This is a genomic window from Amycolatopsis ponsaeliensis (assembly GCF_030182635.1).
Lineage (GTDB): Bacteria > Actinomycetota > Actinomycetes > Mycobacteriales > Pseudonocardiaceae > Amycolatopsis > Amycolatopsis ponsaeliensis.
Genome location: NZ_JAPZLD010000016.1, coordinates 133,602 through 156,856, shown reverse-complemented (window position 1 = coordinate 156,856; position 23,255 = coordinate 133,602). Strand labels below are relative to the sequence as shown.

Annotated in this window: 30 protein-coding genes; 16 read left to right on the top strand and 14 right to left on the bottom strand. The window is 71.0% G+C overall.

Annotated features, from left to right (window positions below; translation table 11 throughout):
* The first annotated feature begins 52 nt into the window (after positions 1–52).
* The 3 genes from QQ657_RS24435 to QQ657_RS24425 all read left to right on the top strand — a co-directional run bounded on the left by QQ657_RS24435 (position 53) and on the right by QQ657_RS24425 (position 1,896).
* Positions 53–502, top strand: a complete 450-nt coding sequence (locus tag QQ657_RS24435) for a MarR family winged helix-turn-helix transcriptional regulator (RefSeq protein ID WP_284744557.1) — start codon at positions 53–55, stop codon at positions 500–502.
* On the top strand, positions 499–1,341 hold the full coding sequence (locus QQ657_RS24430) for an SAM-dependent methyltransferase (protein ID WP_284744556.1): 843 nt from the start codon (positions 499–501) through the stop codon (positions 1,339–1,341). The genes QQ657_RS24435 and QQ657_RS24430 overlap by 4 nt, the downstream gene beginning before the upstream one ends.
* 87 nt (positions 1,342–1,428) lie before the next feature.
* Positions 1,429–1,896: a hypothetical protein gene (locus QQ657_RS24425; RefSeq protein WP_284744555.1), complete on the top strand. Its 468-nt coding sequence runs from the start codon at positions 1,429–1,431 to the stop codon at positions 1,894–1,896.
* Here QQ657_RS24425 and QQ657_RS24420 read toward each other — a convergent pair.
* Positions 1,879–2,817 (bottom strand): patatin-like phospholipase family protein, encoded by a 939-nt coding sequence (locus QQ657_RS24420; RefSeq protein WP_284744554.1) that lies wholly within the window; start codon positions 2,815–2,817, stop codon positions 1,879–1,881. The genes QQ657_RS24425 and QQ657_RS24420 overlap by 18 nt on opposite strands.
* A 104-nt stretch (positions 2,818–2,921) precedes the next feature.
* Between QQ657_RS24420 and QQ657_RS24415 the strand changes: the two genes are divergently transcribed.
* The 3 genes from QQ657_RS24415 to QQ657_RS24405 are packed head-to-tail and all read left to right on the top strand — an operon-like array spanning position 2,922 to position 6,480.
* Positions 2,922–3,464: a PadR family transcriptional regulator gene (locus tag QQ657_RS24415; RefSeq protein WP_284744553.1), complete on the top strand. Its 543-nt coding sequence runs from the start codon at positions 2,922–2,924 to the stop codon at positions 3,462–3,464.
* Positions 3,464–5,476 (top strand): NADPH-dependent 2,4-dienoyl-CoA reductase, encoded by a 2,013-nt coding sequence (locus QQ657_RS24410; protein WP_284744552.1) that lies wholly within the window; start codon positions 3,464–3,466, stop codon positions 5,474–5,476. The genes QQ657_RS24415 and QQ657_RS24410 overlap by 1 nt, the downstream gene beginning before the upstream one ends.
* 26 nt (positions 5,477–5,502) lie before the next feature.
* Positions 5,503–6,480, top strand: a complete 978-nt coding sequence (locus QQ657_RS24405) for a prephenate dehydrogenase (protein ID WP_284744551.1) — start codon at positions 5,503–5,505, stop codon at positions 6,478–6,480.
* 67 nt (positions 6,481–6,547) lie between these two features.
* Here the strand turns inward: QQ657_RS24405 and QQ657_RS24400 are convergent, their stop codons facing one another.
* Complete coding sequence (locus QQ657_RS24400) at positions 6,548–6,757, bottom strand: antitoxin (protein ID WP_284744550.1); 210 nt, start codon at positions 6,755–6,757, stop codon at positions 6,548–6,550.
* Between the two features lie 24 nt (positions 6,758–6,781).
* The gene (locus QQ657_RS24395) at positions 6,782–8,749 is read right to left on the bottom strand and encodes an FUSC family protein (RefSeq protein WP_284744549.1); all 1,968 of its coding nucleotides are present in this window, start codon (positions 8,747–8,749) and stop codon (positions 6,782–6,784) included.
* 68 nt (positions 8,750–8,817) lie between these two features.
* Between QQ657_RS24395 and QQ657_RS24390 the strand changes: the two genes are divergently transcribed.
* Both QQ657_RS24390 and QQ657_RS24385 read left to right on the top strand, forming a co-directional pair.
* Entirely contained in the window at positions 8,818–9,267 is a 450-nt protein-coding gene (locus QQ657_RS24390) for an SRPBCC family protein (protein WP_284744548.1), read from the top strand.
* Between the two features lie 122 nt (positions 9,268–9,389).
* Positions 9,390–10,145: a polysaccharide deacetylase family protein gene (locus tag QQ657_RS24385; RefSeq protein ID WP_434056772.1), complete on the top strand. Its 756-nt coding sequence runs from the start codon at positions 9,390–9,392 to the stop codon at positions 10,143–10,145.
* Here the strand turns inward: QQ657_RS24385 and QQ657_RS24380 are convergent.
* The 4 genes from QQ657_RS24380 to QQ657_RS24365 form a co-directional block, all read right to left on the bottom strand.
* A complete protein-coding gene (locus tag QQ657_RS24380) occupies positions 10,142–10,615 on the bottom strand; it encodes a carboxypeptidase regulatory-like domain-containing protein (RefSeq protein ID WP_284744546.1) in 474 nt (157 codons plus the stop codon). The two genes, QQ657_RS24385 and QQ657_RS24380, sit on opposite strands and share 4 nt — an antisense overlap.
* On the bottom strand, positions 10,612–11,217 hold the full coding sequence (locus tag QQ657_RS24375; RefSeq protein WP_284744545.1) for an RNA polymerase sigma factor: 606 nt from the start codon (positions 11,215–11,217) through the stop codon (positions 10,612–10,614). The genes QQ657_RS24380 and QQ657_RS24375 overlap by 4 nt, the downstream gene beginning before the upstream one ends.
* Positions 11,218–11,639: 422 nt before the next feature.
* On the bottom strand, positions 11,640–12,311 hold the full coding sequence (locus QQ657_RS24370) for an SGNH/GDSL hydrolase family protein (RefSeq protein WP_284744544.1): 672 nt from the start codon (positions 12,309–12,311) through the stop codon (positions 11,640–11,642).
* Between the two features lie 10 nt (positions 12,312–12,321).
* Positions 12,322–12,930 (bottom strand): NAD(P)-dependent oxidoreductase, encoded by a 609-nt coding sequence (locus QQ657_RS24365; RefSeq protein ID WP_284744543.1) that lies wholly within the window; start codon positions 12,928–12,930, stop codon positions 12,322–12,324.
* Between the two features lie 83 nt (positions 12,931–13,013).
* Here QQ657_RS24365 and QQ657_RS24360 point away from each other — a divergent pair, with 83 nt between their 5' ends.
* Positions 13,014–13,577 carry a TetR/AcrR family transcriptional regulator gene (locus QQ657_RS24360; protein ID WP_284744542.1) on the top strand — a complete coding sequence of 188 codons (564 nt, stop codon included), beginning with the start codon at positions 13,014–13,016 and terminating at the stop codon, positions 13,575–13,577.
* Here QQ657_RS24360 and QQ657_RS24355 read toward each other — a convergent pair.
* The gene (locus tag QQ657_RS24355) at positions 13,574–14,062 is read right to left on the bottom strand and encodes a GbsR/MarR family transcriptional regulator (protein WP_284744541.1); all 489 of its coding nucleotides are present in this window, start codon (positions 14,060–14,062) and stop codon (positions 13,574–13,576) included. The two genes, QQ657_RS24360 and QQ657_RS24355, sit on opposite strands and share 4 nt — an antisense overlap.
* 93 nt (positions 14,063–14,155) lie before the next feature.
* Between QQ657_RS24355 and QQ657_RS24350 the strand changes: the two genes are divergently transcribed.
* Together QQ657_RS24350 and QQ657_RS24345 are read left to right on the top strand one after the other, a co-directional pair.
* Entirely contained in the window at positions 14,156–15,052 is an 897-nt protein-coding gene (locus QQ657_RS24350; RefSeq protein ID WP_284744540.1) for an ABC transporter ATP-binding protein, read from the top strand.
* On the top strand, positions 15,049–16,683 hold the full coding sequence (locus QQ657_RS24345) for an ABC transporter permease (protein ID WP_284744539.1): 1,635 nt from the start codon (positions 15,049–15,051) through the stop codon (positions 16,681–16,683). The genes QQ657_RS24350 and QQ657_RS24345 overlap by 4 nt, the downstream gene beginning before the upstream one ends.
* On the opposite strand, the gene QQ657_RS24340 is transcribed toward QQ657_RS24345, so the two are convergent.
* Together QQ657_RS24340 and QQ657_RS24335 are read right to left on the bottom strand one after the other, a co-directional pair.
* The gene (locus QQ657_RS24340) at positions 16,680–17,159 is read right to left on the bottom strand and encodes a hypothetical protein (protein ID WP_284744538.1); all 480 of its coding nucleotides are present in this window, start codon (positions 17,157–17,159) and stop codon (positions 16,680–16,682) included. The two genes, QQ657_RS24345 and QQ657_RS24340, sit on opposite strands and share 4 nt — an antisense overlap.
* 39 nt (positions 17,160–17,198) lie before the next feature.
* On the bottom strand, positions 17,199–17,531 hold the full coding sequence (locus tag QQ657_RS24335; RefSeq protein ID WP_284744537.1) for a hypothetical protein: 333 nt from the start codon (positions 17,529–17,531) through the stop codon (positions 17,199–17,201).
* Between the two features lie 127 nt (positions 17,532–17,658).
* On the opposite strand from QQ657_RS24335, the gene QQ657_RS24330 reads away from it, so the two are divergent.
* Together QQ657_RS24330 and QQ657_RS24325 are read left to right on the top strand one after the other, a co-directional pair.
* A complete protein-coding gene (locus tag QQ657_RS24330; protein WP_284744536.1) occupies positions 17,659–18,117 on the top strand; it encodes an MFS transporter in 459 nt (152 codons plus the stop codon).
* A gap of 235 nt (positions 18,118–18,352) precedes the next feature.
* Entirely contained in the window at positions 18,353–18,793 is a 441-nt protein-coding gene (locus QQ657_RS24325; protein WP_284744535.1) for an MFS transporter, read from the top strand.
* Here QQ657_RS24325 and QQ657_RS24320 read toward each other — a convergent pair.
* On the bottom strand, positions 18,779–19,327 hold the full coding sequence (locus tag QQ657_RS24320) for a TetR/AcrR family transcriptional regulator (protein WP_284744534.1): 549 nt from the start codon (positions 19,325–19,327) through the stop codon (positions 18,779–18,781). The genes QQ657_RS24325 and QQ657_RS24320 overlap by 15 nt on opposite strands.
* A 97-nt stretch (positions 19,328–19,424) precedes the next feature.
* Between QQ657_RS24320 and QQ657_RS24315 the strand changes: the two genes are divergently transcribed.
* Positions 19,425–20,210, top strand: coding sequence for a nuclear transport factor 2 family protein (locus QQ657_RS24315; RefSeq protein WP_284744533.1), 786 nt, complete (start codon positions 19,425–19,427; stop codon positions 20,208–20,210).
* On the opposite strand, the gene QQ657_RS24310 is transcribed toward QQ657_RS24315, so the two are convergent.
* The 3 genes from QQ657_RS24310 to QQ657_RS24300 all read right to left on the bottom strand — a co-directional run bounded on the left by QQ657_RS24310 (position 20,173) and on the right by QQ657_RS24300 (position 21,889).
* Positions 20,173–20,961 carry a metal-dependent hydrolase gene (locus QQ657_RS24310; RefSeq protein ID WP_284744615.1) on the bottom strand — a complete coding sequence of 263 codons (789 nt, stop codon included), beginning with the start codon at positions 20,959–20,961 and terminating at the stop codon, positions 20,173–20,175. The two genes, QQ657_RS24315 and QQ657_RS24310, sit on opposite strands and share 38 nt — an antisense overlap.
* Before the next feature lie 59 nt (positions 20,962–21,020).
* Positions 21,021–21,374, bottom strand: coding sequence for an STAS domain-containing protein (locus QQ657_RS24305; RefSeq protein ID WP_086862300.1), 354 nt, complete (start codon positions 21,372–21,374; stop codon positions 21,021–21,023).
* Between the two features lie 206 nt (positions 21,375–21,580).
* Entirely contained in the window at positions 21,581–21,889 is a 309-nt protein-coding gene (locus tag QQ657_RS24300; RefSeq protein WP_284744532.1) for a WhiB family transcriptional regulator, read from the bottom strand.
* A 162-nt stretch (positions 21,890–22,051) separates the two neighbouring features.
* Between QQ657_RS24300 and QQ657_RS24295 the strand changes: the two genes are divergently transcribed.
* Positions 22,052–22,468 (top strand): ATP-binding protein, encoded by a 417-nt coding sequence (locus QQ657_RS24295; protein ID WP_155548577.1) that lies wholly within the window; start codon positions 22,052–22,054, stop codon positions 22,466–22,468.
* A complete protein-coding gene (locus QQ657_RS24290) occupies positions 22,465–23,244 on the top strand; it encodes a SigB/SigF/SigG family RNA polymerase sigma factor (RefSeq protein WP_284744531.1) in 780 nt (259 codons plus the stop codon). The genes QQ657_RS24295 and QQ657_RS24290 overlap by 4 nt, the downstream gene beginning before the upstream one ends.
* Positions 23,245–23,255 lie beyond the last annotated feature (11 nt).

Sequence of the window (23,255 nt, the reverse complement as noted above, 5' to 3'; positions counted from 1 at the left end):
CCTCGAAGTACCGTCGCGGGGATCATGGAGAGTCACGAGAGAGGAGGACGCCATGGCGTCGCTGCGACTGGACGACCAGCTCTGCTTCGGGCTGTACTCGGCGTCGCGCGCGGTGACCGCGCTCTACCGGGTCGTCCTGGAAGACCTCGACCTGACCTACCCCCAGTACCTGGTCATGCTGGCGCTCTGGGAGCGGGACCACCGGCTCGTGAAGGAACTGGGCGCCGAGCTGAACCTCGACTCGGGCACGCTGTCGCCGCTGCTCAAACGCCTGCACGCGGCGGGGCTGGTCGAGCGCAACCGGCAGGCCGACGACGAGCGCGCGGTCATGGTCAGCCTCAGCGAGACCGGCAAAGCGTTGCGGGAGAAGGCCGAGGGCATCCCGGACGTCATCGGCACCGCGATGGGCCTCGACGACGCCGGCGTGGCCCGGATGCGTGCCGAGCTGGACCGGCTGACAGAGTCGGTGAACGCCTACCGAGAGGCCCGGTCCCCCGCATGATCAACCACGACGACGCGCTCAAGGCCGTCGAGAGCAGTCTCGACCGGCCGTCGGCGGCGCGGATCTACGACTACTTCATCGGCGGCACCACGAACTACGCGATCGACCGCGACTTCGCCGAGAAGGTCCGCGCCCGGCTGCCGCTCATGGGCGAGTACTGCCTGACGAGCCGCCAGTTCCTCGGCCGCGCGGTCCGCGAATGCGTGCGCGCCGGCATCCGGCAGTTCGTCGACATCGGCTCCGGCCTGCCGACCGCGGGCAACGTCCACGAGGTGGCCGACGAAGAACGCGAAGAGCTCGACGCGCGCGTGCTCTACATCGACAACGAGCCGATCGCTCTCGCGCACTCGACGCTGCTGCTCGCCGGCACCGCCGATCCGGAGCGCCACCACGCCATCGCCGCGGACTTCCTGCAGCCGGAGGACCTCTGGGACCGCGTGGCCGCGTCGGAGGTGATCGACGTACGCAAGCCGGTCGCCCTGGTGATCAACGCGGTCATGCACTTCGTCAAGGACGACGCGAACCCCGACCGGCTGCTCGAGTTCTACCGCCGGCGGCTCGCCCCCGGCTCGCTGCTGGTGCTGTCGCAGATGACCAACGAGAACCCAGTCAACGAGGACGAGCGGCAGGCGCTGATCGACCTGCTCGAGTACTACGAGACCACGACGAACCCGGGTTTCCTGCGGCCGATGGCCGAGTTCGAACGCTTCTTCGGCGGCTGGCCGATGCTCGAGCCGGGGCTGGTCTACGCGCCGGCTTGGCACCCCGACGAGCAGACGGTGTTCGCCGGCTCGCCGTCCGAGTCGCGGGTGATCGGCGGCATCGCGCGCAAGCCCTGATCCACCTGGCTTCAACCCCCGGGTTGACGCCGTGACGCCGAAGCGCGGGCAGCCTGGTGATCGAACGGATCACCAGGGGGAATGCTCGTGAACGGCTCGGCCAACATCGTCATCGGACTCGTCGTGCTGGCGTGGCTGCTGTGGCGCCAGACGCAACGGCGCCCGGTCCGCGAGGACCGCAAGCCGACCGTGCTGCTGATCCTGCTGGTGCTCGGGGTCGTCGCGCTGGGCGCGTACTTCAAGACGGCGCCGGCGACCGGGCTCGCGATCGCGCTGCTGGCCGGCAGTCTCGTGCTGGCCGCAGGTTTCGGCGTCGTCCGCGGGTACACCGTGCGGCTTTGGCAGCAGGACGGGCAGTTCTTCCGCCAGGGCACCTGGCTGACCATCGTGCTGTGGCTGGTCGCGATCGGCAGCCACATCGGCCTCGACGCGCTGATCGACAGCGGCGCGAAGGGCCTCGGCAGCGCGTCGATCCTGCTCTACCTGGCCGTTTCGCTCGGCGCGCAGCGGCTCGTCGTGCAGTCGCGGGCCACCCGGCTACGAAGCTTCGCGTAGCCCTTCCAGCACGTCGAGGACCGCGCTCTTGCCCAGCTCCACGGCCTTGCGCAGCACCTCGGGGTCGCGCTCCAGCACCGCCACGTCCGGTGAGCCGGTGGGCGGGCGGATGCTCAGGATCCGCGGGTCGGACGCCAAGATCTCCTCGTCCTCGACGTCGTGGCGGTAGGTGTCACGCCACGCGGGAATCGTGCCCGGGGCCTGGCGACGCAGGAAGCGCGGCACCACGACGTCGTACGCCCGCGATGGCGGCACCGGCAGCTCGTCCGCGCGGCGGGTGCGCAGCACCAGGACGTCGGTCGCGTCCTGGGCCAGCGCCGTGCGGAACGGGATCGGCTCGGCGACCCCCGCGTCCACGAACCGGCGGCCGGCCATCGGGATCGGCGGGCCGGCCAGCACCGGCATGCAGGACGACGCCGCCAGCGCGACCTTGACCGCGTCGACGTCGTCGAGAAAAGGGTGGAGGTCGGTCGACTCCCCCGTGTCGGCGTCGGTCGCCAGCGGGTGGAACGTCACCGGGTTGGCGAGGATCGCCGGGAAGTCCATCGGCTCCAGCACCGAATAGACCTGGTGGACGAGGTATTCGAGGTCGATCACCGCGCGGCCGCGCAGGGTGTGCAGCGGGTTGATGATCCGGCGCATGACCACCGGGTTCCACCAGGTCCGCACACCCGTCGACGAGCACCCGCTGAGCAGCCAGGCGGCGTTCAGCGCGCCGGCCGACGAGCCGTAGACGGCGTCGAACACGGGGACTGCGCCCAGTTCGTCCAGCGCCAGGGCCATGCCGCTCGAGTAGGTGCCGCGGCTGCTGCCGCCTTCGACGGCCAGCGCGAGACGGCGGCCGTCGGTGCGTTCTCCCGGGACGCTGCCCGTCGCCATCCGTTCGGAGATCAGTTCGAGTACCGGGTGCACTCCTCCCATCCTCGTCGTTTCGGGCGATCCGTCGACCCGATTTATCCCACCCAGGGGGGTGAAGTGATGCGCGCCTCGTTGCACTGCAACTCGTTGCATAGGACCCTCGGGCCATGGCACTGGAGCACGCGATCCTTGTCTCGCTGTCCGAGCGCGCCGGCTCGGGCTACGAGCTCACGCGCCGCTTCGAGAAGTCGATCGGGCTGTTCTGGAGCGCCACCCACCAGCAGATCTACCGCGTGCTGAAGCGGATGGAAGAGGCCGGCTGGGTCGCCGTCGATGTCGTCGCGCAGTCGGGACGGCCGGACAAGAAGGTCTACACGGTCAGCGACGGCGGACGCGCCGAGCTCGTCCGCTGGCTGGCCGAGCCGGACCCGTCGGCGGGGCCGGTGGAACTCGCCGTGAAGATCCGCGGCGCGACTTTCGGCGACCCCGGCGCCGTCGCCGAAGAGATCGTCCGGCACCGCGCGAGACACGCCGAGCGCCTCGACGTCTACCGCCAGATCGAGAAGCGCGACTTCCCCGCGCCCGCCGCGCTGACCGGCCAGCACCTACACCAGTACCTGGTCCTGCGCGGGGGCATCCGCGTCGAAGAGGGCCAGGTCGAGTGGTTCGACGAAGTCCTCGCCGCCCTCCACCACACCAAGGACGCCTGATGAGCCCGTACCCGAACCTGCTGTCGCCGCTGGACCTCGGCTTCACGACGCTGCGCAACCGCGTCCTGATGGGGTCCATGCACACCGGCCTCGAAGACAAGGCCGCCCACTTCCCCGAGCTGGCCGAGTACTACGCGGAACGCGCCCGCGGTGGCGTCGGGCTGATCGTCACCGGCGGGTTCGCGCCGAACCGCACCGGCTGGCTGCTGCCGCTCGCCTCCAAGCTGACGACGTCCGCCGAGGCCCGGGAGCACCGGCAGCTCACCGCGCCCGTCCACGAAGCCGGCGGCAAGATCGCGCTGCAGGTCCTGCACGCGGGCCGGTACGCCTACCACCCGCTGAGCGTGTCCGCGTCGAGCATCAAGGCGCCGATCAACCCGTTCCGCCCGCGTGCCCTGACCGGTTACGGCGTGCGTCAGCAGATCCGCGCCTTCGCCGACTGCGCCGCTCTCGCGCGCGAAGCGGGCTACGACGGCGTCGAGATCATGGGCTCCGAGGGCTACCTGATCAACCAGTTCCTGGCCGAGCGCACCAACAAGCGCACCGACGCCTGGGGCGGCACGCCGGAGAAGCGCCGCCGGTTCGCCGTCGAGATCGTCAAGCGCACCAGGGAAAAGGTCGGCGACGACTTCATCATCATCTACCGGCTCTCCATGCTCGACCTCGTCCCGGGCGGCCAGCGCTGGGAGGACGTCGTCGCGCTCGCGAAGGACGTCGAAGCCGCCGGCGCGACGATCATCAACACCGGCATCGGCTGGCACGAGGCCCGCGTGCCGACGATCGTGACGTCGGTGCCGCGCGCCGCGTTCACCTGGGTGACCGGGAAGCTCAAGCCGCACGTGACCATCCCGGTCGTCACGTCCAACCGGATCAACATGCCGCAGGTCGCCGAGGAAGCCTTGAGCAGCGGCGACGCCGATCTCGTGTCGATGGCCCGGCCGTTCCTCGCCGACCCCGAGTGGATCCGCAAGGCCGAGACCGGCCGCGAGGACGAGATCAACACGTGCATCGCCTGCAACCAGGCCTGCCTCGACCACGCCTTCAAGCGCAAGCTCGTGTCCTGCATGGTGAACCCGCGCGCCGGCCACGAAACGACGTTGACGCTGGCACCCACTCGGCGCTCGAAGCACGTCGCCGTCGTCGGCGCCGGGCCCGCCGGGCTGTCGGCCGCGACCGCGCTGGCCGAACGCGGGCACAGCGTCGAGCTGTTCGAGGCCGACGCCGAGATCGGCGGCCAGTTCGGCATCGCGCGGAAGATCCCCGGCAAGGAGGAGTTCGCCGAGACGATCCGCTACTACCAGCGGCGCGTCGAGGTGACCGGCGTGAAGCTGCACCTCGGTACCCGTGTGACCGCGGCCGATCTCACCGGATTCGACGAGGTCGTGCTGGCCACCGGCGTCACGCCGCGGGTGCCGTCGCTGCCCGGGATCGACCACCCCAAGGTGCTTTCGTACGTCGACGTCGTGCGGCACGGGAAGCCGGTCGGCGAGCGGGTCGCGGTGATCGGGGCCGGCGGCATCGGCGTCGACGTCAGCGAGTTCCTCACCCACACCGCTTCGCCGGCCCTCGACCGCGACGCGTGGATGGCCGAATGGGGTGTCACCGACCCCGAGCACGCGCCGGGCGGGCTCGCGAAGCCGCGGCCCGAGCCGTCGCCGCGGCAGGTTTACCTGCTGCAGCGCAAGAAGTCCGGGATCGGTTCCGGGCTCGGCAAGACCTCGGGCTGGGTGCACCGGGCCGCGCTCAAGGCGAAGCGCGTCGAGCAGCTCACCGGCGTGACGTACGAGCGGATCGACGACGCCGGCCTGCACCTCACCGTGGACGGCGCGCCGCGGCTGCTGGAAGTCGACACGATCGTCGTCTGCGCCGGTCAGGAACCCGTGCGGGACCTCGCGGACGAGCTGCGCGCCACCGGCCTGCCGGTGCACCTCGTCGGCGGTGCCGACGTCGCCGCGGAACTCGACGCGAAACGGGCGATCGACCAGGGAACGAGGCTCGCCGCCGCGCTGTAGCACCAGATGCGTCCGGCACTGGCAGGATGAACCCCGTGCGAGACGTATGCGTGATCGGGCTCGGGCTGATCGGCGGTTCGCTGCTGCGCGCGGCGGCCGCCAGCGGCCGCACGGCGTTCGGCGCCGCGGTTTCCGAAGTGGACGCCGACGCGGCCAGCAGAGCGGGTTACGACGTCACGACGGACGTCGAAGCCGCGCTGCACCGGGCCGCCGCCGAGGAGGCGATGGTCGTGCTGGCCGTGCCGCTGCCTGCCGTCGATGACCTGCTGCGCCTGGTCGCCCAGCACGCGTCGCACTGCCTGCTCACCGACGTGACCAGCGTGAAGGCGCCGGTACTGGACGCCGTCCGCCGTCGCGTGCCGTACACGCGCTACATCGGCGGGCACCCGATGGCCGGGACGTCGAGCTCCGGCTGGCTGGCCGGGGACGCCGCGTTGTTCCAGGGCGCGGCCTGGGTCGTCGCCGTCGAGGACGACACCGATCTCGAGGCGTGGGCCGAGATCGCGGGGTTCGTGCTGGACATCGGGGCGCACGTCGTCCCGCTGCCCGCCGAGTCGCACGACGAAGCCGTCGCCCGGATCTCGCACCTGCCGCACCTGCTCGCGGCGATCCTCGCGACGATCGGCGCCGAGGGCGGGCCGCTGGCCATGTCGCTGGCCGCCGGGTCCTACCGCGACGGGACGCGCGTCGCGGGGTCGAACCCGCAGCTCGTGCGCGCGATGACGGAAGGCAACCGGGACGCGCTGCTGCCGATCGTCGACGAAGCCCTCGGCCGGCTCGGCGCCGCGCGCGGTTCGCTCGCCTCGACCGGCGGGCTGGCGGCCACGATCAACGCGGGGTACGAAGGCGCGCAAGCGCTGGCCGCCAGCCTGGACGTCGAACGCGCGGGCGTCCGGATCAGCCTCTCGGCCCCGGACGCGCGGCAGGGCCTGATCGCACTCGGCGAACGCGGCGGCCGGATCACCGGCCTCGCGGACGGGATCGCGACCGGCGAGGTCCAGTAGGAAATGCCATGAGGGGCACCTTCATGGACTTAAAAGCCATGAGGGGCACCCTCATGGCTTTCGGGACCTACTGGGCCGGGGGCGTGTCCGGCTTGTCGTCGAACTTGTCGAGGAAGCTCTTCGCCTTCTCGATGCCGCTGTCGATCTGCTCGTCGTGACCGGCGAACTTCGACTTCGCGAAGTCACCCGCCTTGTCGAGGCCATCCTCGATCTTGTCGCCGTGCTCGCGCAGGGCCTCTTCGGCCTTGCCCTTCAACGCATCGAAGTCGATTCCCATGAGGGCAATTGAACAGCACGGACGTCACGTGCGCCTGTGGTAGGGCAGGAACCGCCGGACGAGCCGCAGCGGCGAGCGTTCCACCAGGTCAGGACCGCGGACGGCGTCGAACGCCGACTCCAGCTGGTCGACCACCCCGGCCAGCTGCGCGCTGTCCGGCAGCGGCACCGAGGCCGGCTCGCGCTGCTCGCGGATCGCCGACGCCAGTTCGTCCAAAGCCGTCGTCAGCAGCTCGACGTCACGCGGGTCCGGCGGCACCACGCCCCGGCCGATCGTCACGCCGACCTCGGTGACGGCGTCCGCGACGCGCTCCTGCGCGGCGATGACCGGCCACCACGCCACCGCCTGCCGCCCGTTCGCGGACGGCTCGACGACGACCTGCTGGAACGCCGTCCGCAAGTCGGCCAGCGCCCGGTACGCGCCGCGCCGGGCCCGTGACCGCGCGAGCCGCGCGTCCCCGGAAGACGCTTCCACCAGCGCGCACGAGATGTACTTCGCGACGGCGTCCAGCCCGTCGGCGAGCCGGCCGCCGACCTGCGGACGACGGCTGCCCGGCCAGAGCAGATAACCGAAGACGAGCACGATCACGCAGCCCAGCACGGTGTCGACCAGCCGCGCCACCACGACGTTCCAGCTGCCGGTGTTCGCCAGGTCCATCTGCAGGATGATCAACGGCGTCACGAACGCGCTGAGGATGCCGTAGTTGCGCACCTTCCCGACCGCGACGCCGCCGGCGAAAATCGCGATCAGCGCGACCAGCAGCCAGCCGTGGCCGCCGACGCCGAGCACGATGGCGCCCACCCCGACGCCGACGACCGTGCCGATCCCGCGCAGCACCGCGCGGCCGAAGACCGAGCCGAAGTCGGGCTTGAGCACGATCCCGACGGTCAGGGTGATCCAGTAGGACCGCTCGAACGGCACGAGCAGCCCGACGACCTCGGCGATCGCGACGCACAGCGTCAGCCGCAGCGCGGCGATCCACGTCAGCGGGCCGGACGCCAGCGAGCCCGCCCACGTCCGGAGGCGCCGGTACCAGGGCGTCGGCTCCCGGCGCTTGCGGTCGTCGCCCTTCCCGATCCGGACCAGGCCGGCGTACAGCGCGGCGAGCAGCGGGTCGCCTTCGTCGGCCGGCATCGGCGGCGGTTCCGGCAGCGGCTGGCTGGCCAGCACGGACGCCGACAGCGCGACGAAGTGGTCGATGACCTCCTGCGGTGTGCGGTGGCCGGCGTTGACCATCGCCACCGACGCCTCGACCGCGGGCGTCGTCGCCGAGAGCAGGTTGAGCAGGTGCCGGTAGGCGGCGTCGCGGCCGGACAGCCACGAGCGCGCGGTGAGCAGCTGGTCGTAGGCGGTGTTCATGGCCGTGGTCAGCCGGTGGCGGGCGACCCGCGAGACGGCTTCGTCGGTCGCCGAGAGCATCGCGGCCAGCTCGACGTAGACGTGCGCGACGGCGGTGCGTTCGGGGCTGGTCGCCCGGAACGTCCAGCTGGCGAGCGCCACCGAGAGGCTCCACACCGCGCCGAGGCAGAAGAAGCCGAGCAGGACCTCGACGCGCACGCCGGTCGCGTGCTGGCCGGTGCCGAGGACGCAGAACACGAACATCTGCAGCCCGGCCACCGAGGCGTTGCTGCCGGCCGCGCTGATCAGCGCGGACACCGCCGCGACCAGGATCACCGCGGGCACGGATAGCGCAGGCGTGCCGCCGGTGAGCAGCCCGACGAGGTACCCGGCCGTCGCCGCCAGGGTCGCGCCGCCGAGCCGCCGGGCGCGGTAGCGGTAGGGGCCGGCCGACTCGGACAGCACGGCGGGCAGCGCGCCGGTCGAGATCAGCGCGCCGACGGCGATGTCCCCCGCCGCGTACGCGACCGCGAGCGGCACGGCCAGCGCGAGGACGGCGCGGGCGACCATGTTCCACGGCACCGGGACCGGCTTGCTGCGCAGGAGCTGGGTCAGCCAGTGCGGCGCGGCGATGTCGGGACGCGGCGTGCTCACGCCCCCATCTTGACCTACGCTGCGCGGAACGCTTAATTATCAATCTGTCAACAACGTGGGAGGTTCCGGTGGGCCGCAAGTTCTCCTTCGAGGTCAACCGCACGAGCACCGCGCCGCCGGCCGCGTTGTTCGCACTCGAAGCCGACGGGCCGAGCTGGGCGAAGTGGGGAAAGCCACTCATCGTGCAGGCCCGCTGGAAGCGCCAGGGCACCGATGAGCCGGGCGGCGTCGGCGCCGTCCGCGAGGTCGGCCTCTGGCCGGTGCTGATCCGCGAGGAGACGCTCGAGTACGAGCCCGGCCACAAGCACGTCTACACGTTCTTCGGTGCCAACCCGATCAAGGACTACCGCGCCGAGGTGCTGTTCACGCCGACCGACGGCGGCGGCACGCACCTGCGCTGGACCGGGTCGTTCACCGAGCCGGTCAAGGGCAGCGGCCCGATCCTGGCGGCCGGACTCGAACGTGTGATCCGGCTGTTCTCCGGCAAGCTGGTCAAGGCGGCCGAAACAGGGCGCTGACCTGGGTGGCCCCGGCCACACAAGATCAGCCGACGCAACTTCACCCCCCACTCCAACGTCACCCTTTCGGGTAGTCCTGCACTACCCGGAAGGGGGACGTGGGGATGAAGCGCGTCGTAGCCGTGGTCGCCGCCGCGGCGTTGGCACTGACGGCACTGGCGGCTTGTTCGGCGAACGAGCCGGACCAGCGGGAGTTCGGCACCAGCCAGCCCAACCCGGCACCCGGGGGCGGGCCGGGGGCGACGACGTCGGGGCCGTACCCGTTCGGCACGGTCCAGCAGAAGGTGCCGGCGATCGCGAACGGCCAGGTCCCGGTGGTCCGGCGGATCACCACCGACAAGCCGTACGTCTTCCTCACCATGGACGACGGCGCGGTCAAGGACCCCGGCGCGCTGAAGCTGATGCAGCAGAACGGGACCCACCCGGTGCTGTTCCTGAACCAGAAGTACGTGAAGGGCCACGAGGCCTACTTCAAGCAGATCCTCGACGCCACCGGCGCGACGCTCGGCGACCACACGGTCGACCACCCGAACCTCAAGGGCAAGCCGTACGAGTTCCAGCGCAAGGAGATCTGCGACGACGCGGACGACTTCCAGCGCGGGCTCGGCGTGCGGCCGTCGCTGTTCCGCCCGCCCTTCGGCAACTACGACCAGAACACTCTGCGCGCGGCGGCGGCGTGCGGAATGCGCGCGGCGGTGCTGTGGACGGCCGCGGTCAACGACGGGCACGTCCAGTTCCAGGCCGGCGACAAGCTCAAGCCCGGCGACATCGTGCTGATGCACTTCCGCAAGACGTTCGCCGAGGACTACACGGCGTTCGTGGAGCAGGCCAAGAAGGACGGGCTCACACCCGTCCCCCTGGCCGACTTCCTGGGCTAAAGCACGACCGTCGGCGTCACGACGGTCCGCCGGCACGACACGTCCCCGAGGTGCACGAGGATCTGCGTCGTCCCGCGCGGCACGTTGTCGAGCACGAACCGGCCGCCTTCGTCGGCGGTCGTGGACGACGTCCCGTGCTCGGCGACCCGCACCTCGACGCCGTACTGGCCGGCGGGCACCAGCCACCCGTCGATGCGGTGCAGCTTGCCGATCTTGGTCAGGTTGATCATCACGGTCAGGTCGCTGACGGTGAAGGTGATCGTCCCGGTGCCGCCGCCGCGCACGCCGGCGAGGGTGTCCAGCCGCTCCCACCGCGCGACCTCGACGTCGAGGTCTTCGAGGGCGAGCGCGAACTGGACCCGCTGCACCAGGTCGTCCGGTGGCGGGTCCAGCTCGTCGAGGAAGCGGCCGATGCCGGCCAGGATCATTTCGTCGGAAAAGGCCTCGCCCGGCGCTCCGAGGTCGTTCATCGGGTTCCCCCTTCACTGGCGAGGAGATCGCGCATCTGGTCGAGGCAGCGCCCTCTGGTCGGTCCGACGCTGCCACGGGGCATGCGCAGTGTCTCGGCGACGAGCTGGTACTCCGCCCGACCCGCGAGCACGGTCAGCCGGAGCAGGTCCTGACAGCGGTGGGGCAACCGGACGAAGGCGCGCCAGACCCGGCGGTCGCGGTCGGCGCGGACGGCTTCGTCTTCGGGTGCCGGTTGGGTGCTCGGCATGGCTTCGGCGACTTCGTCGCTCAGCGGCACGGGCTGCATGCGGCGGCCGAAGGGGTGCGTGGCCTCGCGCCGGGTGGTCGTGATCAGCCACGCGGCGAGGGCTTTGGGGTCTCTGAGTTTTCCGAGCTGGCTGAAGAGGGCGAGCCACACGGTCTGGACGACGTCTTCGGCAACCGAGCGGTCGAGGCCGTTGGCCCGGGCGACGTGCCAGACGAGCGGGGTCAGCTCGGCGACGAGGCGATCCATCGCGCGGCGGTCACCCTCCCGGGCGGCCTGCATGCACGCGGCGTGCAGCTCGGCGCCGGTCAAGCCCTCCCAAGGCGGGTCTACCTCTGTGGTTTGCACGTCGGTCACCGTATCTGCCCCTCTTCGGAAAAGTCTTCGAGTCGGCTTCGGCAGTATCGCGGGTCCTTCGGGGGGAAGGAGCGTGCAGGTGGATCTCGGATACATCAAGGTCACTTACTTCGTCGGTCGCGCTCCGGTCAATGACAGCTGCGGGAGGTACCGGCCGACGCGAGCGGGTGACGCGCGCCGACCGGTACTCCCCTCCCTCAAGGGGCCCGCTCCCCAACGGACCCCGCCGGATGTCCCCTCCCCCGAAGGGCACCCGGCCGACGGTGTCCGGAAGCCCCCTCGGCTCCCGGTCACCGCGCATTTCCGAACTCGGCACCCCCTGCCGCGTTCCCAATCTCGTGCTTGGCTGCTCCACAGGACGCAATGGCGGGACGGCCAGATACACGAACCGCGAACTTTTTTTGAAGATCGACGCAGTGCCGCTAAGCGATCACCGAACGTGCTTCGGAAAGCGTTTGCGCCCACCGCGCGTAGCCCGCGGGCCCGGGGTGGAAGCGATCGGACGCGAACGCGGCCGGGTCGAGCAGCCGCGGGTCCATCGGGAGGTGCGTGACGCCGGGGATCTTCCCGAGTGCCGCGGCCGCCGCGTCGAGCGCGGCCGAGCGGGCGGCGAGGAAGTCCCGCAGTGGCCGTGGCAGCGCCGGGAAGCGGGACATCGGCGGCACGCCGGCCAGCAGGACGTCGACCGGACCGAGCCGCCGCCGCAGCTCGACGACCAGTTCCAGCAGGTCACGGCAGTAGGCCGCGGCCGTCCGGAGCTCGATGGTGTCGTTGACGCCGAGCGCGATCACGACCAGATCGGCCGGGCGGACGAGCGGCACCAGCTCGGCGCGGACGGTCCGGGCGTTGGCCCCGGTCCGGCCGACCGCCTGCCAGCGGACCGCCCGGCCGTCGCGGGCGAGCTCGCGGGCGAGGCAGCCGGTGAGCGCTTCCTCGTGGTCCCGTGCGCCGACGCCGTCCACTGTGGATTCACCGAGGACGGCCAGGCGGAAGGGCTCACCGTCGCCCGGGACCCGCCCCTCGGTCGGACCGGACGCGCCGGGGAGCCGCGGGGTCTTCCGCTTGACGTAGAGGGCTTGAGCGAGGATCACCATGGTTTCGAAGTTAGCCGTGGGCGATCGAGACTTTCGCCCTGATCAGCGTGGGGTCCGCCACGGCGTCGAGGAGGAAGGCGGCGACGTCGGCACGCCGGATGGTGAACGTGCGGACGTTCCCGTCGAGCCGGCTCGCGACCTTGCCGGTGCGCGGGCCGTCGAGCAGCATCGGCGGGCGGACCACGGTCCAGTCCACACCGGACGCCGTGACGACGTCCTCCATCGCGAGCATGTCGGCCCAGCCGTGCTTGAGGAAGGTGTTGAGCAGCGGCTTCACGAGCGTGCGGGTGAAGAAGCCGTCCCCCTCGGTGTGCATGCCGCTGGCGCTGACGACCAGCAGGCGCTTCGCCCCGGCCTCGATCGCCGCGCGGGCGCCGTCGGCGCAGACCGTGGTCGGCCCGCGGTCCCGCGAACCCACCGCCGAGATCACCGCGTCACGCCCTTCGATCGCGGCCGTCAGCTTGTCGTGCTCGTGCAGGCCGGCGACGACGACCCGCGCCGGCAGCTTCAGCCGGGCGGGGTCGCGGACGACGGCCGTGACGTCCCAGCCACGCTCCAGCGCCTGCCCGACGACCTCGCCGCCGACGCCGCCGGTGGCCCCCAGAACGGTGATCTTCATGGTGGTTCCTCCTCGGTTAGTGAACACTCACCAGGTAGAGTGAGTGTTCACTAACCACGCTGAGAACGCACTCAGGAGCCGTCATGGGAAGCCGTGAGGAGATCGTCGCCGCGGCCGCGAAGGTGATGCGTGAGCAGGGCTACGCCCACGCGACCACCAAGGTCATCGCGCAGACCGCGGGCTACTCGGAAGCGATGCTCTACAAGCACTTCCGCGACAAGACGGACCTGTTCCTCAGCGTCATGGCCGAGGAACTGCCCGCGCTCGGCGCGACCCTGGCGGACCTGACCGCGGACCCCGGCCAGGCGCCCTTGCGGGACAACCTCGTCCGCGTCGCGCGGCTCGGCCTGGCGTTCTACCTCGAAGGGTTCCCGATCGCCGTCTCGGTCTTCTCGTCGCGCGAACTGCTCCGGACCCACCGCGAGCGGATGGGTACGACCGGCCCGCGCATACCCCTGAAGGGTGTCGCGGACTACCTGCGGGCCGAGCGGGCGCTGGGCCGGATCAGCGCGGACACCGACGTCGAGGCGGCCGCGTCCCTGCTGCTCGGCGCATGCTTCCAGCAGGCGTTCCTGGCCACGTTCGAAGAAAGCGAGCCGGCCGATCTCGCCGGCCGGCTCGTGGACACCCTGCTCGCCGCGCTCTAGGCGTTCTTCTCCGCGCGGAGCTTGTGCCAGCGCTCGTACATGCCGTTGAGCTCCTCGAGCATGAACGACAGGAAGTCCCGCATCTCGGCGAGCCGCTGTCCCGCCGGCGAGTCCTCGCCGAGGGCGTCGATGCCGTCGCCCGCCGCGTCGCGCCACATGATGATCATGCGGTCGCGCTTGAGGAACGTGGCGTACCAGAGGTCGTCGAAGAGGCGGTAGTGGTCGCGGCGCTCGCCGGGCTCGCGTTCCTTGGCGACCAGGCCGATCTGCTCGAGGAAGCGCACCGCGCCGGAGATGGCCGCCGGGCTCACCGACAGCTGCGAGGCCAGGTCGGCCGCGGTCAGGCGGGCGTCGTCGGTGGTCATCAGGGCCGCGAAGACCCGCGCGGACATGCGCTGCATCCCGATCTGCGAGAGCACCAGGGCCAGGCTCTCGACGTACCGGCGGACGGCGTCTTCATCTCGCTTCGTGTCAGGCGTCGTCATCGGCCCATCCTCTCGTACCCGCCCACCAAGATCACTCAATCTAGACATTTTCTTAACTTCACAACTTCGTGAAATCAGTGTAGCTTCCGAAGCATGGAAAACGCCATCGCGATCTCCGGCCTCCACAAGTCGTTCGGCCGGACCAAGGCCTTGGACGGCCTCGATCTGCAGGTACCTACTGGGGAAGTACACGGGTTCCTCGGCCCCAACGGCGCCGGGAAGTCGACCACCGTCCGGGTCCTGCTCGGCCTGCTCCACGCGGACTCGGGGGACGTCCGGCTGCTCGGCGGCGACCCCTGGAAGGACGCGGCGAGCCTGCACCGCCGCCTGGCCTACGTGCCCGGCGACGTCAACCTCTGGCCCAACCTCTCCGGCGGCGAGGTGATCGACCTGCTCGGGCGCCTGCGCGGCGGGCTCGACGAGAAGCGCCGCGCCGACCTCGTCGAGCGGTTCGACCTCGACCCGAAGAAGAAGGGGCGGACGTACTCGAAGGGCAACCGGCAGAAGGTCGCCATCGTCGCGGCCCTCGCGTCGCGGGTCGACCTGCTGATCCTCGACGAGCCGACGTCCGGCCTCGACCCGCTCATGGAGGCGACGTTCCAGTACGCCATCCAGGAAGAGCGCGAGCAGGGCCGGACCGTGCTGCTGTCCAGCCACATCCTCGCCGAGGTCGAGGCGCTGTGCGACAAGGTCAGCATCATCCGCAACGGCGCCACGGTCGAGTCCGGCACCCTGGCCGAGCTGCGTCACCTCACCCGGACGTCGATCACCGCCGAGCTCGCCGGCCCGCCGAACGGGCTCGCGAAGCTGGAAAACATCCACGACCTCAAGGTCGACGGCAACCGTGTCCGGTTCGACGTCGAAACGCGCTCGCTCGACGAAGCCCTGCGCCAGCTGACCCAGGTCGGCGTCCGCAGCCTGGTCAGCCAGCCGCCGACGCTGGAAGAGCTGTTCCTGCGGCACTACACCACCGAGGCGAGCGCGAAATGACCGCGACCCTCGCGCGGCCCGTCGAGGTCGCGCCGGCGCACGAGCTGGCCGGCACCTGGCACCTCACCCGGCTCGCGCTGCGCCGCGACCGCATCGTCCTGCCGATCTGGATCGTGCTGCTGAGCATCGTCCCGGCCAGCACGGTGAAGACGTTCACGCAGTTCTACCCGACCGTCGCCGACCGGCAAGCACTGCAGATCGGCGCGAACACCAACCCGTCGTACGCGCTGCTCTACGGGCCGCCGTTCGACCTGACCACCGCCGGCGGGTTCATCTCCTGGCGCATGTGCGGCTTCCTGGCCCTGCTCACCGGGTTGATGGTGGTCTTCACGGTCACCCGGCACACCCGCGCCGAGGAGGACACGGGACGCGCGGAGCTGCTCGCGTCCGCGGTCGTCGGCCGGTACGCGGCGCTGACGTCGGCCGTCCTGGTGGCCGGCGGGGCGAGCGTGCTGATCGGCCTGATCCAGTACGGCAGCATGGTCGGCGCCGGGCTGCCCGCCGCCGGTTCGCTCGCCTTCGGCGCGGCGGAAGCGTTGTCGGGCCTGGTGTTCACCGCGGTGGCGGCGGTCGCCGTCCAGCTCGCCGAGTACTCCCGCACGGCCAACGGGATCGGCACCGCCGTGGTCGGCGCCGCCTTCCTGGTGCGCGGCGCCGGTGACTCCACTGTGGACGCCCGCTGGCTGTCGTGGCTGTCGCCGATCGGCTGGGTGCAGCAGGTCCGCGCGTTCGCCGGGGAACGCTGGTGGGTGCTCATGCTGCCGGTGGTCTTCGCGCTGGTCGTCGGCGCGGCCGGGTACTGGCTGCTGCCGCGGCGCGACGTCGGGGTCGGCATCCTGCCGCCGCGGCCGGGCCCGGCGCGGGCGGCGGCGAGCCTGCGGACGCCGTTCGCGCTCGCCGTGCGGCTGCACCGCGGCCCGCTGCTCGGCTGGACCATCGGGATGGCCGTCGTCGGCGCGGTGTTCGGCTCGATCGCCAGCGGCATCGGCGGTCTGGTCGGCTCCAGCCCGCAGGCGCAGGAGATCATGGCGCGCCTCGGGGGCAGCGACGCGCTCACGCAGGCGTTCCTCGCCGCCATGGCCGGGATGTTCGCGATGGTCGCGTCGCTGTACGGGATCCAGGCGGTGCTGCGGATGCGCGGCGAAGAGACCGCGATCCGGCTCGAGCCGGTGCTGGCCACCAGCGTCGGCAAGCTGCGCTGGGCGGCGGGTCACCTCGTGTTCGCGTTCTTCGGCACGGCGTTGCTGCTGCTGGCCGGCGGGCTGTTCATGGGGCTGGCCAACGGGTTGCGCACCGGCGACGTCGGCGGCTCGGTCGGCGACTCCCTCGCCGGGATGCTCGTCCAGCTGCCCGCGGCGTGGGTTGTGGTCGCATTGGCGGTGACGATCTTCGGGCTGCTGCCGGGCTTTTCGGCCGCGGCTTGGGCGGTCGGCTCGCTGGCACTGCTGCTGAGCCTGTTCGGCCCGGTCGTCAACCTGCCGCAGGCGGTGCTGGACGTCTCGCCCTTCCAGCACCCGCCGAAGATCCCCGGCCAGGAGCTCGTCGCGACGCCGCTCGTCTGGCTCACGGCGATCGCGGCCGCGGCCCTGGTCGCCGGCCTGGTGGGCTGGCGGCGCCGCGACGTCGGCTAGCGCGGTTTGATCTCGCGGTCGGTCCCGGCCACGAGCTGAGCCTGCGGCCCCGCCTTCCCACAGGCGGGGCCGCCCGGTTCGCTGAACGCGGGCGTGACGACCGCGGTGTGCGGCTTGCCGTCGTCGAAGCGGACGGTGACCCGGATCGGCTCGGCCTGCAGGCCGGGGATGTCGGCGAAGCCCTGCAGCTCGCCGGTCGGCACCATCGAGACGCCGCAAGAGGCGTCCGGGCCGGTCCCGGTGCAGGTCTGGGTGCCCGCGGCCGTCCCGGGGAAGAGCTCGACGGGGCGCGTGACGCACTGGTCGCCCCAGCACGCTTCGAGCGTCGCGCGGGTGATGCCCGCGGGGTCCGGGACGGTCAGGCCGATGCCGATCCGGGTGCCGATCGCCGGGCACGCGACCTCCGTCCCCGAGCCGGCCTGGCCGCACCCGGCGGCGACGAGCAGGAGTGCCGCGATCCACGGAATCCTTCGCATGCCGTCCAGACGGAGTTACCCGCGCCGGGGTTGCACGGGTCAGTCGCGCCAAACGCTGGTCAGCGGCAAGGCGGGCGAAGTCGTGGGCGGCACTGTCGACGTCGGGGTGGGCGTCACGGTGACCTCGACGACGCTCGTGGTGGTGCTCGGCGGCGAGGTCTCGACCGACGTGACGGTGGACGGCGGCACCGACGCGGTCACGGTGACCGGCACGGCGGGAGCGGCGGGAACGGTGCTGGTCGGCGAGGGGGTGACGTCGGCGGGCTCGGGAGTGGGCCGGCCGGCGACGAGCAGCGCGGCCACCAGCAACCCGGTGGCGAATCCCGCCAGCCCGGTCACCGCGGTGGAGCCCCAGGTAGGTCGGCCGTGCATCCGGGCACCCCCTCGCCACGCGCAGCGCAGGTACGAGGACTAACTCGCGTTGATCTTAGCTCTTGTTACAGACCGTGCACCTTGAGTCTGCTTGACTCAACTTTATTGAGCGCGGCACGTTGGGGTCATGGGGGCACTGGGGAACCGCGACTTCCGCCGACTGTGGCTGGCTGACCTCGTGAGCCAGTTCGGCAGCCGGATCGACGTGCTGGCGGTACCCCTGCTCGCGGCCACCGCGCTCGGCGCGTCCGTCTTCGAGGTCTCACTGCTGAGGGCCGCGGAAACCCTCCCCTACCTGGTGCTGGGCCTGCAGGTCGGCGCGTGGTGTGACCGGATGCGCCACCGCCCGGTGCTGATCGCCGCCGACCTCGGGCGCGCGGTGCTGATCGGGTCGATGCCGGTGCCGCTCTCACTTCGGCATGCCGGTTACCGATCGCGCGCGCCGGGGATCGGACTGACTCATGAATTCGACATGGCCACCAGAACCGAGCTGGTAACAGACGTGACTGCCCGGCTCCGGGCAAGTCAGGTGATGGCGACGGTCGCGGGGCCAGGCTGGTCATCCATGCACTCGGCAACGCGATGACGTTGGACGTCGACGCCGTCAGCTACCTGTGATCCGCTTCAGACCACACCGGACGGGCACTCCGCACCGGGACCGCGGCGGCTACTGCGCAAGATCGGCGACGGACTGCGAGTGGTCCGCGGCAACCGCATCCTGCTGGCGATCAGCGTCCACGGTGCGGTGTCGAGCTTCTTCCAGCCGATCCACCCGGCTGTTGTGATCATCTTCCTCACGTGACATCGGGCTTCTGAACACCTTGACACTCACCGGCGCCCTCACGGCCGGGCTCACCGCGCGGCGGATCGGCGACCGGATCGGTGGCGCGCGGGCACTGTGGGGTGCGGCGGTGCTGTACGGCCTGGCCTACCAGCTCTACCCGTTCACCGGCCGCGGCTGGGCGCTCGCCTGCTACGTCGTCGCCGGGTTCTTCGCGAGCTTCGGCGTCATCGTGCTGAACGTGTTCGGCATGAGCTTCCAGCAGCCCGCCGCGCCGCCGGAGCTGCTGGGCCGGGTCAACTCGATCACGCACACGCTGGTGTTCGGCGCGATCCCGCTCGGCAGCCTCGCCGGCGGCGCGCTGGCCAGCGCGTTCGGGATGCGGGTGACGCTGCACATCGCGGCGGCGGGCGTGCTCGCCTCGGCCGCGATCCTGGTGTGCTCGCCGCTGCGGAAGCTGCGCGACCTAGTTCCCGGCTGACGCGCGGAGGCCGTCGACGACCACGCGGACCAGGTGTTCGCTGCCCGGCGCGTACCGCTCGACGGCGAGGCAGCCGACGATGAGCGCGCGCAGGTCGTCGGCGTCGATGTCCCGCCGGATGGCACCGGCGGCCTGGGCCCGGCGCAGGAGTTCGCCGTGGGCAGCGCGGAAATCGTCCCCCGCGCCGGCTTTGAAGGCGTGCCCGCTGGTCTCGGCCAGCGCGTCGCAGATGGCGCGGTTGAGCGACGCCTGCTTGATGACGCGGACGAAGTAGTCGAGGAAGGCTTCACCGGGGTCGTCGGCCGCGGCGAGCGCGCGGGCCTCTTCGGCGAACTGCTCGATGCGTTCGAGGACGACGGCCTGGAAGAGCGCTTCCTTGCTGGGGAAATGCCGGTAGACGGTCCCGGCGCCGACCCCGGCCAGCCGCGCGATGTCATCGAGCGGCACGGCGAGCCCGTCGGCGGCGAACGCCTCTTCGGCGGCAGCCAGGACCTTGGCCCGGTTGCGCCGCGCGTCCGCGCGCATCTTCTCCATGTGTCTTCTCCTCGTTGACAACCGGAACGTGCGCTCCGTATCGTCGTAAGCGGGTGCACCGTTCCGATTCAACGTCCAGTCTTCCAGGAGAATTCCGATGCCACGACGCACCGTGCCCGAAATCGCTTCGCTGGTCAGTCAGGGGATGTCCACGTTGGACACCACGCCATTCGCGGACCTCTTCGCCGCCGACGCGGTGTACGAGCTGCCGTTCCTCGGCCAGCGCGTCGAAGGCCGGGAGGCGATCTTGGCGCGCCTCGCCGCGGGCGGTACGCGAGCCCGCGAGATCGGCGTGGAGAAGGTGCAGGTCAAGACGACCCCGGCGGAGTCCGGGTTCACGGTGGAGCTGACGGTTTCCGGTCCTGCCTTCAGCTTTCCGTCGTCGGTGGGGATCCTGACGGTGTCCGACGGCTTGATCACGTCGTACCGCGACTACCCGAACGTGGCCGGCGCATCCGCCGGGGCCCGGGCGGTGTTCGACGCTTTCCTCGCCGCTTCGGTGGAAAACCGCTGGGACGACCTCGCCGATCTGTACGCCGAGGATGTGGTGCTCGAGATGCCGTTCACCCCGGCGGGCGTCCCCCGCGAGACGAAGGGCCGCGAAGAACTCCGCCGCCGTTTCCGCGCGGCGGGACCGCTCCGGCGGATCGTGGGCGCGGAGAACGTCGTGGTCCACGAAACGAAGGACCCGTCGGTGCTGGTGGCGGAGTTCGACCTGCGCCAGGAACTGGGCGGCGAAACCTTCGTGGCGTCCTACGTCATGGTGATGACGATCAAGGACGGCTTGATCACGCACTCGCGCGACTACGCGGACACCGCCGCGTCGGCCGAGCGGATCAAGCGGTTCACGGAGTCGTCGCCTGCTGGCTCGCCGGCGGGATGAACAGCCGCTCGACCGTGTTCACCGACCAGTCCCACACACCCGGGACCAGCAGCACGCCGAGCACCACGAACACCGGGAAGATCAGCCGCTTCTCGACCTTCTTCCCGGTCTTGAACCGGAGAGCTTTCGGGGGCCCGATCTCGTACCACGTCTCGCCCGCGATCGGGATCGGGAAGAGGAACGGGCAGCCCGACTCGGTCAAAGCGTCGCCCAGGCAGTGGGCCAGGCAACCCGCCGCCACCGCGACGCCCAGCCAGCCCGTGATCGACTCCAGCTCACCCGCCCGGTCGGGCGGCGCCGTGAAGAACCACCAGGCCACCGCGGCGCCGCTCACCGGGAGGAGCCAGTCGCCCAGTGCGCCTTCCGCCAGCATCAACCCGAAGACCACCACGCCGACGACCGCCCACGGGCCGCCGGCTTCGGTGCCCCACGACGTCAGCGCGCCGAGGCCTGCCGCGAACAACACCGTGTGGGAGAGGTGGCGGTGCTGGCCCGTCACCTTCTCGTCGCGCGGGCCCTTGGTCAGCGCGTAGAACGCCGCCGACACGCGGCGCAGCAGCCACGACAACGCGCCCGTCAGCCAACCGAGCAGACGGGACGCGCTCGCTCCGGGGTGGTCGAGGTCGGGCAGCAGGGCGAACCCCGCCGTCGTGGCGGCGAAAACCACTGCCTGGTGCACCGAACCGGCCCCGACCGCGGGCGCCAGGGCCAAGCCCGCGCACCAGCCGGTCAGGGCGTGCGTCCGCCCCATCATCGTGCCGCCCCCAAGGTCCACGCACAAAAATCAGTCGGCGGAACCGTAGCGGGCGGTCAGGCTTGGGGGTCTTCCGACACGCTCAGGTGTTCGGCCACGCCGGTGAGCTCGATCACGCGGCTCACCGCGGGGCTCGGGACGACCTCGAGTTCGACATCCTGCTCGCCGGCCTGGCGTTGTGCGCGGAGCACCACGTTCAGCGCGGAGGAATCGAAGAAGGTCACCCCGGTCAGATCGGCCACGACCCGCTGCGCTCGCTTGTCCGCGATCAGCCCCGCCAGGGCTTCCTGCAGCTGCGGACTGGTCAGCAGATCGAGCTCGCCGGTGACCACCACCCGGGGCTCCGTCGCGTCGGTGTCCAGCGTGATGCCGAACCCGGGCGGGGTGGCGTTCTGGTCGGCTGCGGGCATGCAGTTTCTCCTCGTCAGGCGCTGCTCCTGCGCCGGGTACGCGCCTGTTGTCTCAAGCGGCAACCGTGTCACCGTGCCTTTCCAGAAGCTCGCGGCGGCACGGTCAAGGCAACTCCGGGGCCAACCCTAACCCAGGAAGCGACCGAGCCCGCCACGGCCGCCGCCCTTTCGCGCTGACTGCTCACGTGCGATCGAATCCTGCCTGGTCAGTGCGCACTCATCACCTTCCGGGCCGCCCTGCGTTGCCGCAGAAAGAGCTGTCGCCGCTCGATCTCCCCGAGGCCGCCCCAGATGCCGTAGGGCTCCTGTACCGTCATCGCGTGCGTGCGGCACTGGGCCAGGACCGGGCAGGTCTGGCAGATGGCCTTGGCCCTCGACTCCCGCCGCTCCCGCGCCGAACCCCGCTCGTTGTCGGTGTGGAAGAAGAGGCTGCTGTCGGCGCCGCGGCACGAACCGCGCAGCTGCCATTCCCACTCTTCAGCAACCACGTTGGGCAGTCGGCTGACGTCAGCCATGTCGTCCCTGCCTTTCCCAGGATGAGCATGTCGATCGCTACATGCCCGCCGGTGGAGCGGATCAAACCCGGGTTTGGTTTGCTCACCCCACGGGCATCTCGCGACCGGGCGTGAAGAGGACACCGCCGAACCCTGGAGCGCGAGCCGGAGAAAGGAACAAACGTGGAGGACAACGCCCCGCTCGTCCCGGAAGGCGCGCAGGTCATCGAGGTGCGGACGGCCGCGATCCCGCACGTCGTGCCGACGCTGCGCACGATCGTGGCGGACATCGCCATGCGCCAGGACTTCGACCTCGACGCCGTCGAGGACCTCCGGATGGCGGTGGACGAAGCGTGCTCGCTGCTCCTCCCCGCCAGCTCGGACGGCCGCCTCACCTGCGTCTTCTCGTGGAGCGGGCCGCGCATCGAGGTTTCGGTGTCGGTGCTTTCGGACACCCCCGACCACGAGGACGACTCCGGCCTGTCGTGGCAGCTGCTCACCGCGCTCGCGACGTCGGCCCAGCGCACCGTGACCCCCGAGGACGGGCGTTACCTGTCCCGGGTCGACCTCGTCCGGGAGAGCCAGGCGGCGGACTCGTGAGCGATCCCGCCGGGAACAGCGGGAGCGACCTCGACGTCGGCGCGCTGTTCACCCGACTCGCCGCGCTGCCGGCGGGTTCCGCGGAGTGGGAGCGCGTCCGCGACACCCTGGTGCGCGGCCACCTCGAACTCGCGCGCAACCTGGCCCGCAAGTTCCGCAACCGCGACGAGGCGATGGAGGACCTGGTCCAGATCGCCACGGTCGGGCTCATCCACGCCGTCGACCGGTTCGACCCCGAGCAGGGGACGGACTTCCTGGCCTTCGCCGTCCCCACCATCTCCGGGGAGCTGCGGCACCACTTCCGGGACAACAGCTGGTCGGTGCGGGTGCCGCGGCGGCTCAAGGAGCTGAACGCGAACATCTCCGCCGCGCGCGAAGAGCTCACCGTGCAGCTCTCGCGCGCGCCGAAGCCGAGTGAGATCGCGTCCCGGCTCGGCGTGCCGATCGAGGACGTCTACGAGGGCCTTCGCGCTGGTCAAGGCCGTTACGGCGCGTCGCTGGACCACCTGCTGGAGAACGCGGCGCACACGCGGTTCGGGGCGCCGGACGCCGAGCTGGGCCAGGCCGAGCTGCGCGAGGCGCTGCGCCCGATGCTGGACAGCCTGCCGGAGCGGGAGCGCAAGATCGTCGCGCTGCGGTTCGGCTCCGGGATGAGCCAGTCGGACATCGCGCGCCGCGTCGGGGTCTCCCAGATGCAGGTGTCGCGGTTGCTGGCCGCGACCTTGAAGAAGCTGCGTTCGGGCCTGGACGAATCCGAGCTCGCCGACGGCACCTGATTAGCCGCTGA

Excerpts from the sequence above, each read along its gene's own strand:
- QQ657_RS24435 (WP_284744557.1), top strand. The coding sequence starts at position 53 with ATGGCGTCGCTGCGACTGGACGACCAGCTCTGCTTCGGGCTGTACTCG.
- QQ657_RS24430 (WP_284744556.1), top strand. The coding sequence starts at position 499 with ATGATCAACCACGACGACGCGCTCAAGGCCGTCGAGAGCAGTCTCGAC.
- QQ657_RS24420 (WP_284744554.1), bottom strand. The coding sequence starts at position 2,817 with ATGGGAGGAGTGCACCCGGTACTCGAACTGATCTCCGAACGGATGGCG.
- QQ657_RS24415 (WP_284744553.1), top strand. The coding sequence starts at position 2,922 with ATGGCACTGGAGCACGCGATCCTTGTCTCGCTGTCCGAGCGCGCCGGC.
- QQ657_RS24410 (WP_284744552.1), top strand. The coding sequence starts at position 3,464 with ATGAGCCCGTACCCGAACCTGCTGTCGCCGCTGGACCTCGGCTTCACG.
- QQ657_RS24405 (WP_284744551.1), top strand. The coding sequence starts at position 5,503 with ATGAACCCCGTGCGAGACGTATGCGTGATCGGGCTCGGGCTGATCGGC.
- QQ657_RS24400 (WP_284744550.1), bottom strand. The coding sequence starts at position 6,757 with ATGGGAATCGACTTCGATGCGTTGAAGGGCAAGGCCGAAGAGGCCCTG.
- QQ657_RS24380 (WP_284744546.1), bottom strand. The coding sequence starts at position 10,615 with ATGAACGACCTCGGAGCGCCGGGCGAGGCCTTTTCCGACGAAATGATC.
- QQ657_RS24370 (WP_284744544.1), bottom strand. The coding sequence starts at position 12,311 with ATGGTGATCCTCGCTCAAGCCCTCTACGTCAAGCGGAAGACCCCGCGG.
- QQ657_RS24365 (WP_284744543.1), bottom strand. The coding sequence starts at position 12,930 with ATGAAGATCACCGTTCTGGGGGCCACCGGCGGCGTCGGCGGCGAGGTC.
- QQ657_RS24360 (WP_284744542.1), top strand. The coding sequence starts at position 13,014 with ATGGGAAGCCGTGAGGAGATCGTCGCCGCGGCCGCGAAGGTGATGCGT.
- QQ657_RS24355 (WP_284744541.1), bottom strand. The coding sequence starts at position 14,062 with ATGACGACGCCTGACACGAAGCGAGATGAAGACGCCGTCCGCCGGTAC.
- QQ657_RS24350 (WP_284744540.1), top strand. The coding sequence starts at position 14,156 with ATGGAAAACGCCATCGCGATCTCCGGCCTCCACAAGTCGTTCGGCCGG.
- QQ657_RS24345 (WP_284744539.1), top strand. The coding sequence starts at position 15,049 with ATGACCGCGACCCTCGCGCGGCCCGTCGAGGTCGCGCCGGCGCACGAG.
- QQ657_RS24340 (WP_284744538.1), bottom strand. The coding sequence starts at position 17,159 with ATGCGAAGGATTCCGTGGATCGCGGCACTCCTGCTCGTCGCCGCCGGG.
- QQ657_RS24335 (WP_284744537.1), bottom strand. The coding sequence starts at position 17,531 with ATGCACGGCCGACCTACCTGGGGCTCCACCGCGGTGACCGGGCTGGCG.
- QQ657_RS24330 (WP_284744536.1), top strand. The coding sequence starts at position 17,659 with ATGGGGGCACTGGGGAACCGCGACTTCCGCCGACTGTGGCTGGCTGAC.
- QQ657_RS24320 (WP_284744534.1), bottom strand. The coding sequence starts at position 19,327 with ATGGAGAAGATGCGCGCGGACGCGCGGCGCAACCGGGCCAAGGTCCTG.
- QQ657_RS24315 (WP_284744533.1), top strand. The coding sequence starts at position 19,425 with ATGCCACGACGCACCGTGCCCGAAATCGCTTCGCTGGTCAGTCAGGGG.
- QQ657_RS24310 (WP_284744615.1), bottom strand. The coding sequence starts at position 20,961 with ATGGGGCGGACGCACGCCCTGACCGGCTGGTGCGCGGGCTTGGCCCTG.
- QQ657_RS24305 (WP_086862300.1), bottom strand. The coding sequence starts at position 21,374 with ATGCCCGCAGCCGACCAGAACGCCACCCCGCCCGGGTTCGGCATCACG.
- QQ657_RS24300 (WP_284744532.1), bottom strand. The coding sequence starts at position 21,889 with ATGGCTGACGTCAGCCGACTGCCCAACGTGGTTGCTGAAGAGTGGGAA.